We start from the raw sequence: 15190 nt of genomic DNA on the forward strand, positions 1-15190 counted from the left end.
CGGCGGTACTGTTCGCTTATCCAGATCGCCGCGTCGGCGCGGCAACCAGCGGAGCAGGGCGGCGGGGCGCCCACGCGCAACGCGTCTCGCACATTGTCAGCAAACAAACGAATTTAGGGGGCGCATAGCATGCAACTCGATGTGACACCGGAAGCTTTGGCCGCCGCCTCAGCGCAGGTCGCAGCACTGACCGGGCGACTGATGGGCAGCAACGCCGTCCACGCCGCGGCCACCGGCGCGATCATGCCGCCGGGCTCGGACTTGCCGTCGATCAAGGTCGCGGCAAGTCTGATTGCTGAAGGGGCAACCCACCAAGCGATGGCCGGAATGGGCAACACCGAACTGGGCCTGAGCTCAGAAGGCATCGACCAGGCTGGCCTGACCTACACCATTGTCGACAGCGCGGCGGCCGCCACCTACACCGCCAGCGCCGGGATGGCCGTCTAAAGACGGACTGAGCGCAACCAGCTATGGCAGTCGACGCGATTGTTCCTCCGATCTGGGTGGCAGCACCGCCCGAGGTGCATTCGACGCTGCTTACCACCGGCGCCACGGCGGCGGGGATCGCCGCCGCCGCCACCTCCTGGACGCAGTTGGGTGCCCAGTACGTCTCGGCGCTGGCCGAGCTTGAAGGCATCATTGCGGTGATTCAGGCCAACTACCAGGGACCGGCCGCCGAACAATTCGTCGCCGCTCATCAGCCGATGCTGTTGTGGCTAGCTGATGTGGCCGCGAAATCCGCGGTCGCTGCCGTCTCCCACGCCGATATCGCCGCCGCCTACGAGGGCGCTGTCGTGGCCATGCCCAGCCTGGGCGAGCTGTTCGAGAACCATTTCGTGCACGGCGTTCTGATCGGCACGAACTTTTTCGGCGTCAACACCATCCCGATCGGTCTCAACGAGGCCGACTACGAGCGGATGTGGCAACTGGCCGCTGACGTGATGACCGGCTGGGATGCGGTCTCGACCACCGCGGCCGACTCGGTGCCCCCTACCCCGATGTCGCCGCTGACGCTGATGCCCGGCGTCGGTGAAGCAGGTCTGGCCTCGGCCAGCGCCGCATCCAGCCTCAACCTCGCCCAGGCGCAAACCGGTGGTGTCGCGATGACCGGCGCGGACATGGTGAGCAACAAACTTCTGGTCGGCAAAGCCAGCACCAGCCCCTTGTCGTTCACCGACCGCGTGCCCGCCAACCAGGGGCAAAACGCCGCCGACCCCAACAACGCCGAGAAGGGTCTGCAGCCGCAGAACATGGCCGGCAGCCTGCTCCAACAGATGGGGTCCGTCGGCCCCTCGGCCGCGCAATCGGCGACGCAAGGGCCGGGGCAGCTGCTGACCTCCGCTCCCCAACAGCTCGCCTCGGCACCCCAGCAGCTGAGCAGCATGCTGACCCAATTCGCCGGCAGCAGCGGCGGTTCCACCCCGCAAAGCACGATGCCGGTCGGCTTCGCCGGCACCGGCGCCCTGCGGGGTTTCAACCCCGCGGGCATGACCAGTCTGGCTGGGGGCGCCCTGGGAACCGGTCCGAGCAAACCACTGATGCCCTCCACCTGGGGCGCTGCGCCCACGAGCGCTGCGCAGTCGCTGAGCGAAAGCGCCCGGGGAATCAGCCCGGCCGCCGCCGGTCTGTCCGGAGGATCCGCGGCCAGCGGCAGCGGCGCAGGCGGCGGCATGATGGGCACCGGCGCGCACCGCCAGAACAGCCGTCCCCAGCGGGTGTCCCGCTACGCCGACGACACTGCCGAGGACGCCGGCAGCGACGAGGGGGCGCACACGATGACCCGATGAGCACCTCGAATAACTGACCCCGAACAACCGCTTCACGAAAGGAAACACCACCATGGGATTGCTCGACGCCAACGTTCCACAGATGGTCACCTCACAGGCCTCATTCTCCGATCAAGCCTCTCTGTTCACCAGCACCGTCCACTCCGCTGAGCAATCGGCGCTCGCCTCCCAGGCCGCCCACCAGGGCGAGTCAGCACAGGCATTCCAGGTCGCCCATGGACGGTTCGTGGAAGTCGCCACCAAGATGAACCAGCTCCTGGCGATCGCCGGCCAGAACATCGGCGACGGCGCCAACACCTACACCATGTACGACGGCCAAGGCGCTACCGGCTACAACTCGGCCTTGGGCGCGCTACCCAGCTACAACGTGTAGTTCGGCAACCCGGACGCACGTTTTTGACGGACCACACCACAAACGGAAGGAACCTCTGATGGCGCAAATTCTCTACAACTACCCGGCCATGATGGCTCACGCCGGAGAAATGACCGGGTACAGCGGTGCGCTGCACACCATCGGCGCAGGCATCTCCAGCGAACAGGGCGCGCTGGCGGCCGGCTGGACCGGCGACACCGGGATGTCGTACCAGAGCTGGCAGACCCAGTGGAACACCGGCCTCGAAGAGCTGATCGCGGCCTACCGGCAGATGACCGACGCGCATGAGAACAACACCATGAACATGATGGGCGCCGACGGCAACGAAGCAGCCAAATGGGTGTGAGCGCGGCAACCGTGCACTAAGCACAGCACACCCTTGTGGGGCGGGCACCGACAGGTTGCCCGCCCCACTGCCATGAAACTCCGAACCGAGCTACCAGCCGTTGGCGACAGGGGTTCGTGCAAGCGGACTAGTGTTGTTCTGCCAACTACGTGAAAGTGAGACGCCGATGGCTGCACAGTTTGAGATCTTTCAAGACAAGGCCGGCGAGTTCCGCTTCCGCCTGAAGGCTGCCAACGGAGAGGTCATCGCCAGCAGTCAGGGGTACACGACGAAGGCGTCGGCTCAGAAAGGTATCGATTCGGTCAAAGCGAACGCATCAGGTGCTGCGGTCGTCGATACCACCGCCGACTAAGTTGTCGGTGCCGTCAGATGGCCGACATCGACTACGGCGAGGCCTGGGACTTCATCGACGACCTTGGCCGGCCACTGCGTCTGCGCTTTCGGCGGAACTGGGGCTCGGGCGATCGCCAAACCTTCGACGGCACAGGCCAATTGCTGGCTGTCATCGACGATCAACACCGGTCCGATAACGCCGATGCAATCTCGATTAGCCGACCTGACGTGCTACTGGGGGTCGGCTTAGTAACGGAACGAATATGGTTGTTTTGTGATCTCGCTATGGCTACGCGGGGATGCGTAGCGGCCGGTGGCCTTCGCGGCGCTGCTCGGCGTCGATGTCGAAGGAGTAGGTGCCATAGAAGTTGATGTGATCGTGCTGGGCAGGGGTCAAGTGTGCCGCAGTCTCGTCGCTGACCTCCATGCCGTTTGACCGCAGGTTGTCGATCGTGTCGGCGAGGTAGGTGGTGGTCCATAGGACGCAGGCGTTGGTGACCAAGGTGAGGCACAGTGCCTGATCGATTTGGTCATCGAGATGACGTCGGCGGACGTGGCCTTGATGGGCGAAGAACAGGTCGCGCCGTAGCGCATGCAGGCTCTCGCCCTTGTTGAGCTGACGGCGTACGCGGCGACGGAGTTCTTCGTCCGCGACGTAACGGCATACGTAGAGCGTGCGGATCAGGCGCCCGTACTCGTGCAGTGCCTTGGCGAGCGTGCTCTGCCGGCTGCTGGCGTGCAGCTTGGCAATGAGCAGACTCGCGGTGGTGTGCCCGAACTTCATTGAGGCGACCAGGCGCAGCAGATCATCCCAGTGGTCGGCGATCAGCTGGGTTTGGATCGGCTGGCCGAGCAACCGCCCGGCGTGCGGGTATTGAGCGCGCCAAGCTGAGGCGGTTCCGAGGCGGTAGAGCTGTAGGCGGCCGATGTCGCGGATGCGCGGAGAGAACTGCAACCCGGCCAGGTGGAAGATCGCGAATGTCGCAAGGGTTTGTCCGGCGGTGTCGACGGTGTGTTCGGCGAGCGGCAAATCCGTTGGGTTGCCGAAGATTTCGTCCAGCACTGCGACCGCCTCGCGCCAGGTGGTCGGTATTACCTTGGTGCCGTAGGTCGAATGTTGATCGGAGACATGGGTATACGTGGTGGTGCCTTCGTCAACGAAATACCGTGACAGCGCGCGGGCAGTGAGGCTGTGTCCCCGTTGTGGGAACCGCTGCCCGTCCGACGACGAGAGCGTCCCGCCGCCCCACAGCGCGGCCAGCGGGTGCGCGTGGTGTGCGTTGACCAGGCGCGTGTTCGCCGCCCGCAACGTGTCTTGGCGCAGGTACCACTGCGACGTCCAGGCCAGGGCGTCTTCGGAGATGCCCGAAGCGTCGGCCATCCCGGCGTAGCCGAGGTTGCAAGCGTAGGCGATCAGCGATGCGTACAGGTTGCGGGTGAGGTCGGGGTTGCGTGGTTGAGCGCCGCCGGCGTGGGTGAACTCTTCGCTGAACCCGGTCAACTCATCGACCTCAATCAGCAGCGCCGGTAATTGCACGCGCGGCAGCCGGGCCGACGTGGCGTCGGCGAGCGTATCCGCTTCGGCCGGAAGCTGTTCGGCAGGTAGCGGCGACACGATCAGCTCACCGTCATCACCGAGACGTGCGAGTCTCTCGGCGCCTTGGTCCGTCAAGACTGTCTCCAATACCGCGACTGCCGCGTGCAGTTCATGCTCGAGGCGCTCGAGTTGCCGGGACGCGCCGGGCTCGGTGCGGGTGACGGTGCAGAAGTCGTCACGGTGCCCGGTCCACCGATCCGGCGGTAGCAGCAGGGTGGACGGGTCGGTGTAGCGGCGTGAACCGGGCACCCATAGGTCGCCGGAGCGCAGCCCGGCCTGCACCCCGTAGAGGACGCTCAGTTCCCAGTAGTGGCGGTAGGCGGCGCCGCGGCCTTGACCACGCGCGGCGTCGAGATAGCCACGCCAGCGCGCCGGCACAAACACCGTCGCCGCGGCGGTGGTTGCCTCGTCCGGGACCGCGGTGCGGGCGGCGGTGTTGAGCTCGCGCAGCACCTCGACGGCAGTGAGCAGGGCCGTGACCGACGGGCTGCCGGTGTTGCCGGTCAGAGGAAGCGCGGCGATCACCACAGGGGTGAACGTGCGCAGGTACTTGTAGCGGGCGGCCAGCAGGTCAAAGTGACCATGGTCGCGCTGCCCGCGATCTTCAGGTGGGCGGCGGGCGGCGATCAGGCGTTGCATGCCGATCCGCTGGCGGACAGCCCGCCCGGCCTGCTCGTCGGGGACGGTCGGGTCGGCGAGCACATCGAGGATCTCGTCGAGCAGCTGGCCCCGGTCCACCTCGGCTTTGGCGCGGTCGACGAGCCGCCGTGAAAGTTCATGCCGGGCTCGGGAATCCGCGCCGGCCAGCGCTTGGTCGAGCAGCTGCACCAGCTCGTCGAGCACCTCGACGTAGGTTTCGGCCAGTGTTGCCAACAGGACCGGGTGACGCCGGTCGACCGCGGCGCGCTGCAACGCCTGATTGGTTGAGCGGCGGCCGATCTCGGCGAGCATGCGTCGCCGCCCAACCGGGAGCCGGGACAAGTCGAGGCGATCGGCGCCGTGGCGTCGCAGGAATTCCAGCTTGTCCAGCTCGGCCTTGAGCAACTCGGGCGTTGCAACGGTGGCCCCGCGGCGCAGCCAAGCCAGGCGAGTCAAGCCGAGGTCGGGGTCGACATCGAGCAGGCCGTCCAGCTGCATCGGCCGCGGTGGTTGTAGCAGCGGCCCAAGCCGGTGGTAGGTCTCGGCGCGAGCCGCGTCGCGGGCCGCGGCCACCCGACGAGTCAGGCTGTCGACTGGTGGGCGGACAATCCGTTCGGCGCGCAGCCAGTCACAAGCCAGCTGCAATAGGACGCCGGGAGCATCGTGTTCGAGCGCCCGCGCTAGCAGGAACTCGTCGAGCAGCTTGCGTTCGCCGGCGGCGCACAACCGCCAACCCAGCCGAGCCAGCACCTGTGCGCGGTGTTCCCGGCGGGTTCGTCCCTGCCAGCCGCCGTACCCCGCCAGCAATGCCGACGAGATATCCGGCGCAACACCTAAAGCCTGCCTGAGCCGATCCAGTGCGAGCGACGGGCAACCGGCCAGGTCGTCGGGAATCCAGCCCAGCCACGGCAGCGTCGACAGTTGAACGGCGACACCGAGACGGTTCTGCTGGCGGTTGAAGCCCGCCAGCCACGAGAGATCGTCGGCTGACAGGGTGAAGTAGGTGACCGCATCCTCGACTGCGAGCTCGTCCGGCCAACTGCTCAGCCGGGCAAGCTCGGGATCAGACAGGTAGCGGACCGGCATCTGACCTCCGAACGGCCCGCGGTTCAGGCCGTCATCGCAAGGACGCTAGCCACGGTCAGTGGAGGCCGCAAGGGCCGCGGCGCACCGCCCGTATGGGGATCCCTCTACGGTCACGCCATAGGCAGCGTGCAGGGGATGCCGAGCACGACACAACGAGGGCCCGCCTGGTGCGCAGGTGGTGCATCCCAGGCGCGCTTGCGCTCGCGCCTAGTGCGCCGTTTGCTCAACTTCAAACCGTGCGACATTTGCTGCGGGCAGGGTTGTGGTTCCCACGCTGGATATTGAGCAGTAATCAGTAATCCGACTCATGGAGCCCCCGGTGGCTTTACGATGGAGTTTCGGGTCAACTCGCGCGTAGTCATATCCTCGGCAGCGGCCGCTTTTGGCGGGGGTTCTGGTGGCATTGGCGGTCGAACCAGGTCGCCTGAAAGTTCGGTGGTCCAATGGACACTCATCGGCAACCGTCTGGTTTACCCACAGCTCGGGATGATTCTGATGTCAGTGAGTGGGTGCTGTGGTTTGGTGCCCGGGGGCATACCAAGCGGGTGCAAATTGATGCCGTATGGAGCACGGTGGCGGTGGTGACAATCTGTGGTGAGATCGACGCCGCCAACGCCGAGGCGGTGGGGCGGTATTTGCGCAGCGTAGTATGTGTGACGCGTCCTATGATAGTCGATTTGACCGCGGTGACGTTTCTGGGGGCGCGCGGCATGCATCAACTGATGGCATTGGATTCGGCCTGCGGCGGGGTCGGCGCGCAATGGGCTTTGGCGGCTAATGTGGTGCTGCGCCGTTTGCTGGTGCGGGTCGGTGCTGGTGATCACTTTCTTCCGGTGAGCGGATCGATCGGTGCGGCGCTGGAAGTGTTGCTGTTGCGCGCGCCGCGCAGTTCATGATGTGCTGCAAACGGCCTGATGTCGAGGAACAGATGTCGGTTACGGCATTGTCTGACGCAGAGTGGCTGGCTGTAGGTAGCTCGGAGCCGCTTATCTCTTGTTATCGCGCTGCGGTTTTGGGCGAGCAGTCTTCCGCCGGCGGATGCCGCATATCAGGTGGGTTTCCACGGGTGGGCTGGCGCTGGCCAGAGACGGAATGGAAGACCCAATCCGCTCGGGGGGAAGTGGGTGCCGCCGCGCTGGTTGGTGGTGTCTGGCTGTTGTGCCCGGATCAGCTGAGCCACGCTGATCTGCCTGTTATATAGGCACTGTCAGCAGGCGGCGGGCGGTGGGCTGGAGTCGTGCCGCGAAGCAGGTCCGCCACGGCGCCTCGTCTCTAGGGGGCGAATGCGCGCGTTGCTAGAGGACGTTTTGATCCTCCGCGCGAGCGGGTAGGTGACGGGGGTGAGGCCGATCCGCGCGGGGACCCCTGCGATGAGCGCGGCTTCCAGGGCTGGCGGTCAACCGGCACTTGCTGCCGAACGGCTCGGGTTGATACCGGAAAGAGAACGGAGCAGTATGCATGCGCGCGGAAGAAGAAGGCGAGACGCACCACGACGAGGCCCACGGGCGAAAACAGTCGAGCAAGGCCGTGGTGAGCGGATCTCGCCAGTTGCTGACCAGCGCGGTGATGCGGTGAGGGGACGTCGGAGCACGGGTAAGTTGACGCCACTACCGCGGTCGCGGATTGCGCGGCTCGCCTGGTCGTGGGTTCGACATCCGGTACGAAGCCGCGAGTACCCCGCCGATCGTGAGCGTCTGATCACCGCGCAAGAGTTTCCTGCTTTGACGTCTAACGAGTGCTTCGTGAGGTCGGTGTGTGCAGGTGGGGACACCAAAACGTAGGCAGCGCAGTGGTTGTCGGCGGCTATCGCTGAAGTCGGGAATGCCTTAGCGGCCGAAAGCCGCGGTGCCGGCGTGTTCCCACTGAATTGAGTCGCCTGGTCTCAATCACGGGGAACACGCCACCGCGCCGCCATCATTCGCATTACTGGCGGCAATTTCCGGCCCACCGCCCGACTGATGGCTCAGATTCATCGCGTCATGGAAATCAACTAACTCATTACCGTCACAAGCGAAGTCGTCGACGCCGCCCGCGAATCCCTCGTCATCGCCCTCTCTGTCAACCTGGGTTGAGGCACCCGCTCCCTGACAATTTGTGACCCGAGGGTGGGGATGGAGAGATTCCACGAAATGACTAGTAAGGTGACGACGTTGGCCTGTGCGGCCGGGATGAAAGATCCTGGTCGGGTGGCTGACGATGCAACGCAACGTCCGGATCCCGAGGTGCCCGAACCGTTTCACGCTGTGGTGTACCGCATGCAGTCGCCACAACCAGCCCGCTCTGTGACTGACCATATGCACCAGCGTGATGCCCCTGCGACTCCGGCGGGGCAATTGGTGGTCGGCGAGAATCGGCGCACATCACGCTCGCTGGCGTTGCGGGCGAGCCGGACCAACCGGATCATCGACAGCACTGCGCCAGATTAGAGTGTGCGCAAGCGGTTTCTCGCTCAGTGCGGGTGCCCCCGCAGCGACAAGCGGCGATGTGCCCCTGGACGAGAGTGGAAAATAGGTGCCGACGCAAACCACCACGCCGGTCTCCCTCGGCGACCGGGTCATTCGTACACGTGTCCTTGGTCGGGGGCCCACGGTGGTCCTTGAAGCCGGCGGGGCAGGTGAAGCAACGACGGACGCGTTCGGTGGTTTGTTGGAACAGTGGATTGCCTCCTTTGCCACCGTCTTGACCTACGACCGCGCTGGTAGTGGCGGCTCGGAAGGTCCGCCCCGCCGCAGCGTTGCTGAAATGGCTGATGATCTCCATGGTGTAATCCAGCAATTGCATTGCGCCACACCGGCGGTCGTGGTGGGATGGTCGTCGGGCGGTTTGGTTGCTCAGATGTTCTCCTTACGTCATCCAGACGAAGTGGCCGGGTTGGTTTTGCTCGATCCCTCTGCGCCGGTCACTGAATCACGACTGCTCGAGTTGCTGGGGATGGCCATGGGGGCTGGAGGGCTTTTCATCATGGGGACTGCCCAGCTGCTGAGGCTTCACCGCACAAGCATGGGCCGACATATGGTGCGACGTATGGCTCCCAACGATGTCACGAAGTCGAATTTGCGCTGGCTTTACCGCTATCTCGACAATCATCCTTGGGCGGGATTGCAGACGGCACGGCTTGTGCCGCGTCATGCTGGTTATCTGCGGGAAATGAAGCGAGCACTCGAACGTGTGCCGCTGCCAGACGTGCCGACGCGGATAATTATGCCGCGGTCGCCGACCCGTCGGCGCGCTGCGTATGCGAAAATGGACGCCGCCAATCGTGCTCTGGTCAAACGGTTTCCGCGAGGCGAACTAATATTCGCCGACGGCACAAGCCACTCGTGGCTGCCAGTCGAACGCCCCGATGTCATTGTTAAGGCGATCCGTGACGTGCTGCGAGCCGGTTCACATTAGGGTCTGCCCGCGGGAAGCCGCGTCCCGCTTCTGCTGGCCAGGTTGTCGGGTTGCGGCAGCCGTGGATGCGGGGACAATCAGACTTCATCGGTAGCAGCTGGTCACAGCGATGAGCGACAACATGTTCCGCACCGTCGAAGTTTGGGTGAGAAGCCGAGCTCAGGTCGACGAGAATCTGCACATGAACTGCCTCATGCTTGGCGAAGTGCGCGATGTCGAGCGGCTGACCAACGCCAACTGGGGGCGGCTCGTCTTGGTGCGTCGTGTCGCCACCCACTCCGTCCAAATCGTTGCAAGATACCAGGGTGCGGGCTGAAACCGTTCCCGCCCGATGTGATGGCGCCCTGGTTGGGGATGACGATCATCGGAACGTGGTTGCCCTCGTTGCCGATGCCCAGTCCGAGATTGTTGAAGTTCTCGTCCCAGGTGATGATGATCGCGTCGCGCTGACCCGCCGTGTTCCATGCCGTGGAGTTCTGGATCAGGGAGACCTGCTGCTGCTGCAGGAACGAATCGCCTGCGGCGACGTTGTACTGGTGCGTCGTGAGCTGGCTGCCGACGAAGTTGAGGACACCCGGAAGCGAATCCACGGGCCCTTCCATGTCGTTGGCGTTGTTAGCTAGCTAGCCTAGTGTCCCGCGCCAGAAATAAGTTACATCTGTGGAATTCGACCACCATCCGCACCTGCGCCGACGAAGCACCCGAGGCGCCGGGGGTGATCGAGGCCGACACCGTGGCGCACTGCGGCCCGACGCTGATCGGCGAGTTCGCCCGGACCCAGCTGTGGTGGAATGGCTCGATCATCAGCCAGCCGAATCAATCTGGAGGACATCGATCAAGTCTTCGAGATACGCACTGGCATACAACTTTGACACCAACCCAGCCGGCGGCCGGCCCTCCTCAAACCGCAATGCCGCGCAGTTAGCGTCGGTGGCGTGTTGTCAACCATCGAGGATTTCGATGGTGATGGTGGTGGTGTGGTTGCTGCGGTCGATGGTGCCTTTGGCGCGGTGTTTGGAGATGGCGCGTTTGACCACTCGGGGACTTGAGCGCGATCGCCGCGCTGGTAGCGGCTGGTTGAGGACAGCGGCTCCGATGCGGCCGATCAGGTCGGTGGTTGTCTCGGTGATGGCCGCGGCGGCGTGAACGACTTGGTCGCGGGCGGCGTGCAGGGCGACGGTGAAGCTGAGCCTGTCGGGGCTAATCGTGGGGTTGGCCAGGCTGGTATCGGCGATGGCGATGCGCAAGGCCTGGTAGGTGATCAGCAGTGCGTAGACCTCTTGGGTGATGCCGGCGGGGGTGGCTGCTCGCAGGACGCGGCCACCCAGAATGGTCGATTTCAGTTCCAGGTAGCTGGTTTCGATCTGCCAGCGTTGATGGGAAAGATTAACCAGTTCGTCTGCGGGGTAGTGCTTTTCGTTGAGCAGGGTAGTGACCAGACGGTAGTGGCCACAGCGGGTTGTGCCGCCGTCGAGGCGCACGGTGATCGCTGCGTCGATCACCCGCACGGTCACCGCTCCCATCCGAGCCAGCCACGTCCGGTCCGGCAGCGTCTTGACCGGGGCAGCACGCGGGCGTCCTTGCACCGGATCAGCAGTGCGGCGTGGGTCGAGGCGATCTGTTCGACCAGGGCGGTGACGGCGAAGTTGCGGTCGGCCAACAGCAGCATCCCGGGTCTCAGGCAGCGCAAAAGGTCTGGTGCATAGGTGGTTTCCCCGACACGGTAGGCGCCGAACACGGCATCGACGACGGTACGGGTGCCACACGCCACGATGGTCAACAACCGCAGCATCGGATACCCGGACTCGGCGGCGGGGCGGCCGGTTTGGCGCCCGAATGCTGCGGCGTTGGCGGCGCTGTTGGGCACGAACATCGAGGTGCCGTCGATCGCGCAGACCAACAGCCCATGCCAGCGTGCGGCCCCGACAGCCGGGCCCCGTACCAAGGTGAACAATTCGCGCAGCGGAGCGACCCCGACACGGCGCAAGGCTTGTGACAATGCCGAGGAACCCGGCGAGGCCACCGCGGTCGGGTCCAGACCGGCGACCAGCCGCGCCCAGACCTGCTGGTAACCGATCTCGGCGAACAATGCCCCGGCCAGGAGCAGGTAGACCACCACCCGCGCGGGCAGCACCCGAATTCGGCGTTGCACGCGGCCGGTGCTCTCCAGCGCCGCATCAACGAGATCGGCGGACACGATCCGGGTCAACTCGCCCAGATGGCCCGGCGCGAACGAACCCTCATGGGCCGAGCCAGCAGGACAGATGACAGACTGAACAGACAGCGGAACTCCCCGGTGAGATGGTGTCTTTGCACGGACAATCCATCGATACCGGGAGTTCCGCTGCCCTACCCGCACCCCACACGGCGTGTCACATTTGCATCACGAGTCACACGCCTAACTGCGCGGCATTGCCTCTAACCGCTGAGGAGCACTGTTGTTCGACAGTTTTTTCGTGACCTTGTCGCCCCTTGCCACCCACTCCGCTCGCCTGTACCCTCAGGGGGTATGGGGTACGGAACGGTGGAGGCGGACGTGATGTCCCAGCATGGCCGCCTGTCGTCGACGCTATCCCGATCCCGTTGGTACGCTGTAAGTACTGTGAGCGGATCGAACGCATGCCCGCGGCCGTGGTGGCAATTCACCGCGGCCTTGGCTGCTGCGGTGACCGCGGTCGCGGTGTGGATCCTCATTCTCGGACACGCCGAGGTGCGGCATGAGCCTGCTGCACCCCATCCCGCTCATGTTCTGGTGAGTTCGCTGGGTGGCGAATTCACAATCAGCAGCAATCACGCGCACATCGGAACTCCGTCAGTTGCCCATCACGAGGCGTTCATGACCGCCGTGCTGCCTAACGCCCCGGTCACTACCGTGGCGGCTCTGAGCGTGGTGGTAGCGGTGATCGGCGCGGTGGGGTTGTTCGGGCGGCATGTGATCTTGGGCGGTCGTGGTCCGCCGCGTAGCATCGGTGCTGTATTGACCGGTCAAGAGCTCTTGACGCGGTTGTGCTCTTCTCGTCGCTGACTGGGTAGCGCCAGGTCGTCTGTGCACTGTCACGACGGCCGGTGGCCGCTTCCCTTGTCACTGGCTGCGCCAGCGGCCTCTTGCTAGAAAGCGACGATCGCATGAACAACAACTCTGCTCGTTCCTCGAACTCTCTGGAATCCCGTCTGCCCTGCAGTTCCCGGTCGCTGACGTTGGTGGACCGGCCTCTCAGCCCCGCACAATGCCCGCCCGTGCCGGGAAGCCACCGTCAGCCGGCCGGGCTGGTGGGCAACACCCCGGTACTGCTGATCTCAGAACCGCTAACTGCCGCAGACCGCGGCTTCTGGGCCAAATTGGAAGGCTTCAATCCCGGCGGCAGCATGAAGGACCGGCCCGCAGTGCACATGGTTGAACGCGCCCGGGCCCGCGGTGAACTGCGTCCGGGGGCCCGCATCGTGGAATCCACCAGCGGATCCCTGGGCCTGGGGCTGGCGCTGGCCGGCATGGTGTACCGGCACCCGGTCACGGTGGTCACCGACCCAGGCATGGAGCCCATCGTGCAGAACATGTTGCGCGCCTACGGCGCCGAGGTCGACCTGGTCACCGAGCCCCACCCGGTCGGCGGATGGCAACAGGCCCGCAAGGACCGCATTGCACAGCTGCTGGCCGCTGACCCCGACGCGTGGTGCCCCAACCAGTACAACAACCCCGAGAACGTGGACGCCTACCGTCCGCTGGCCCTGGAGCTGCTCGACCAGCTTGGTCGCATCGATGTGTTGGTGTGCTCGGTGGGCACCGGCGGGCACTCGGCGGGAGTGGCACGGGTGCTGCGCGAGGCGAACTCGGATCTGAAGGTGATCGGGGTGGACACCGTGGGCTCGACGATCTTCGGTCAACCCGCGGCCACCCGGTTGATGCGCGGTCTGGGATCGAGCATCTACCCTCGCAACGTCGACTATGCGGCGTTTGACGAGGTGCACTGGGTGGCACCCGCCGAGGCGGTCTGGGCCGCGCGCGCGCTGGCGGCCACCCACCACGCCAGCGGCGGCTGGAGCGTGGGTGCCGTCGGCCTGGTGGCCGGGTGGGCCGCGCGGACCATGCCCGCCGGGACCACCATCGCCGCGGTCTTTCCCGACGGTCCGCAACGCTATTTCGACACCATCTACAACGACGACTACTGCCGCGAGCACGGCCTGCTCGACCACCTTCCCCCCGAAGGGCCAGCCGTCATCGCCCACCCCGACGAGCTGGTCGTGCAGTCCTGGACCCGGTGCGCCACCGTCGTGGATCCCACCGGAGCGATGCAGTAATGGAATTGCTGACGCAATTTCGCAGCTTCGACCGGCCCAGCCGGATGCTGATGATCAACCAGTTCGGCATCAACCTCGGTTTCTACATGTTGATGCCGTACCTGGCTGCCTACCTCGCCGGCCCACTCGGGCTGGCGGGGTGGGCTGTTGGGCTGGTTTTGGGTGTCCGCAACTTCTCCCAACAGGGCATGTTCATTGTCGGCGGCACGCTGGCAGACCGGATCGGCTACAAACCGTTGATCGTGGCCGGCTGCCTGCTTCGAACGGGCGGCTTCGCGTTGCTGATCTTCGCTCACTCATTACCGGTCGTGTTGATCGCCTCCGCTGCCACCGGCTTCGCCGGAGCGTTGTTCAACCCCGCGGTGCGCGCGTACCTGGCCGCCGATTCACGTGAGCGCCGTGTGGAAGCATTCGCGGTGTTCAACATCTTCTATCAGGCTGGGATTCTGCTGGGCCCGCTGGTCGGAGTCATGCTGGTAGCCATCGACTTCCGCATCACCGCAGCAGGCGCGGCGGTGGTCTTTGCGGTACTGACGGTCGCGCAGTTGCTGGCGCTGCCGCAGCACAGCGCCGATCCGGCGCCGGAGAAAACATCGATACTCGATGACTGGCGAGTGGTCCTCGGGAACCGTTCCTTCCTGCTGTTCGCGGCGGCGATGATCGGCTCCTACGTGTTGTCCTTCCAGGTCTACCTCGCCCTGCCGCTGCAGGCGGCGCAGTTGACCAAGCGCTACCAAACGCTACTGGTGGCGGCGATCTTCGTTGTTTCAGGTCTGGTGGCGGTCGCCGGACAGCTGCGCATCACCCGTTGGTTCGCCGCGCGGTGGGGCCCGGGGCGCAGCCTGGCCATCGGGTTGGGTGTCCTGGCGGCCTCGTTCTTGCCGCTGATAGCCGTCCCCGACGGCTCTCGACTCGGGATCGTCGCGGCTGCCGCCGCGCTGCTGGCGACAGCCGCCATGCTGGCCGTCGGCTCGGCCGCGGTCTTCCCGTTCGAAATGGACACCGTCATGGCTCTGGCCGGAGGCCGGCTCGTGGCTACGCATTACGGCTTTTACAACACGATCGTCGGAGTGGGAATCCTCGCCGGCAACCTGGCTACCGGTTGGGCAATGGGCGCAGCGCGGCAGGCCGGAGCCGACGAATTGGTATGGGCCGGGCTGTTCATCATCGGTGTCTTCGCGGCTTTGGCTCTGCGCGTCCTTGACCGCCACCAGCACCTGCAGCCGCGCGCTACTCAACACTGCCCCACCGGATCAACCGGCGCTGGGCAATCCCCTGAAGTTCAGCGGGGACGATCCTGAGAGCACGACGCCTCGCCACACCGCGGGGTCAGTAGCCAC

The 15190-nt window shown here is 65.1% G+C and carries 12 protein-coding genes and 1 pseudogene; 10 read left to right on the forward strand and 3 right to left on the reverse strand.

Annotation, left to right across the window (positions count from 1 at the left end; all coding sequences use genetic code 11):
- Positions 1-129 precede the first annotated feature (129 nt).
- The 5 genes from AC5Y5Z_RS19390 to AC5Y5Z_RS19410 all read left to right on the forward strand — a co-directional run bounded on the left by AC5Y5Z_RS19390 (position 130) and on the right by AC5Y5Z_RS19410 (position 2858).
- A complete protein-coding gene (locus AC5Y5Z_RS19390; RefSeq protein ID WP_133437126.1) occupies positions 130-447 on the forward strand; it encodes a PE family protein in 318 nt (105 codons plus the stop codon).
- 23 nt (positions 448-470) lie between these two features.
- The gene (locus tag AC5Y5Z_RS19395; protein ID WP_133449256.1) at positions 471-1787 is read left to right on the forward strand and encodes a PPE family protein; all 1317 of its coding nucleotides are present in this window, start codon (positions 471-473) and stop codon (positions 1785-1787) included.
- Between the two features lie 52 nt (positions 1788-1839).
- Positions 1840-2160, forward strand: a complete 321-nt coding sequence (locus AC5Y5Z_RS19400; RefSeq protein ID WP_240743952.1) for a WXG100 family type VII secretion target — start codon at positions 1840-1842, stop codon at positions 2158-2160.
- Between the two features lie 58 nt (positions 2161-2218).
- Complete coding sequence (locus tag AC5Y5Z_RS19405) at positions 2219-2506, forward strand: WXG100 family type VII secretion target (RefSeq protein ID WP_133437124.1); 288 nt, start codon at positions 2219-2221, stop codon at positions 2504-2506.
- 166 nt (positions 2507-2672) lie between these two features.
- Positions 2673-2858, forward strand: a complete 186-nt coding sequence (locus tag AC5Y5Z_RS19410; RefSeq protein ID WP_133449257.1) for a YegP family protein — start codon at positions 2673-2675, stop codon at positions 2856-2858.
- A gap of 270 nt (positions 2859-3128) precedes the next feature.
- Here the strand turns inward: AC5Y5Z_RS19410 and AC5Y5Z_RS19415 are convergent, their stop codons facing one another.
- Positions 3129-6161: a Tn3 family transposase gene (locus tag AC5Y5Z_RS19415; protein WP_069432800.1), complete on the reverse strand. Its 3033-nt coding sequence runs from the start codon at positions 6159-6161 to the stop codon at positions 3129-3131.
- Positions 6162-6604: 443 nt separating this feature from the next.
- Here AC5Y5Z_RS19415 and AC5Y5Z_RS19420 point away from each other — a divergent pair, with 443 nt between their 5' ends.
- Both AC5Y5Z_RS19420 and AC5Y5Z_RS19425 read left to right on the forward strand, forming a co-directional pair.
- Positions 6605-7057: an STAS domain-containing protein gene (locus AC5Y5Z_RS19420; protein ID WP_085087468.1), complete on the forward strand. Its 453-nt coding sequence runs from the start codon at positions 6605-6607 to the stop codon at positions 7055-7057.
- A 1615-nt stretch (positions 7058-8672) separates the two neighbouring features.
- A complete protein-coding gene (locus AC5Y5Z_RS19425; protein WP_085087457.1) occupies positions 8673-9554 on the forward strand; it encodes an alpha/beta fold hydrolase in 882 nt (293 codons plus the stop codon).
- Positions 9555-9745: 191 nt separating this feature from the next.
- Here the strand turns inward: AC5Y5Z_RS19425 and AC5Y5Z_RS19430 are convergent, their stop codons facing one another.
- Together AC5Y5Z_RS19430 and AC5Y5Z_RS19435 are read right to left on the reverse strand one after the other, a co-directional pair.
- Positions 9746-10144 carry a hypothetical protein gene (locus tag AC5Y5Z_RS19430; protein WP_133449265.1) on the reverse strand — a complete coding sequence of 133 codons (399 nt, stop codon included), beginning with the start codon at positions 10142-10144 and terminating at the stop codon, positions 9746-9748.
- Between the two features lie 351 nt (positions 10145-10495).
- Positions 10496-11913: pseudogene (locus tag AC5Y5Z_RS19435) on the reverse strand (IS4 family transposase).
- Between the two features lie 306 nt (positions 11914-12219).
- Between AC5Y5Z_RS19435 and lpqS the strand changes: the two are divergent.
- From lpqS to AC5Y5Z_RS19450, 3 genes are all read left to right on the forward strand, one after another.
- Entirely contained in the window at positions 12220-12579 is a 360-nt protein-coding gene (gene lpqS / locus AC5Y5Z_RS19440) for a putative copper homeostasis (lipo)protein LpqS (protein ID WP_238306298.1), read from the forward strand.
- A gap of 101 nt (positions 12580-12680) precedes the next feature.
- Positions 12681-13850: a PLP-dependent cysteine synthase family protein gene (locus AC5Y5Z_RS19445; RefSeq protein ID WP_133449266.1), complete on the forward strand. Its 1170-nt coding sequence runs from the start codon at positions 12681-12683 to the stop codon at positions 13848-13850.
- Positions 13850-15151 (forward strand): MFS transporter, encoded by a 1302-nt coding sequence (locus AC5Y5Z_RS19450; protein WP_085087449.1) that lies wholly within the window; start codon positions 13850-13852, stop codon positions 15149-15151. Before AC5Y5Z_RS19445 ends, AC5Y5Z_RS19450 begins: the two co-directional genes overlap by 1 nt.
- Positions 15152-15190 lie beyond the last annotated feature (39 nt).

The sequence above is a fragment of the Mycobacterium sp. NGS29 genome (assembly GCF_059812965.1).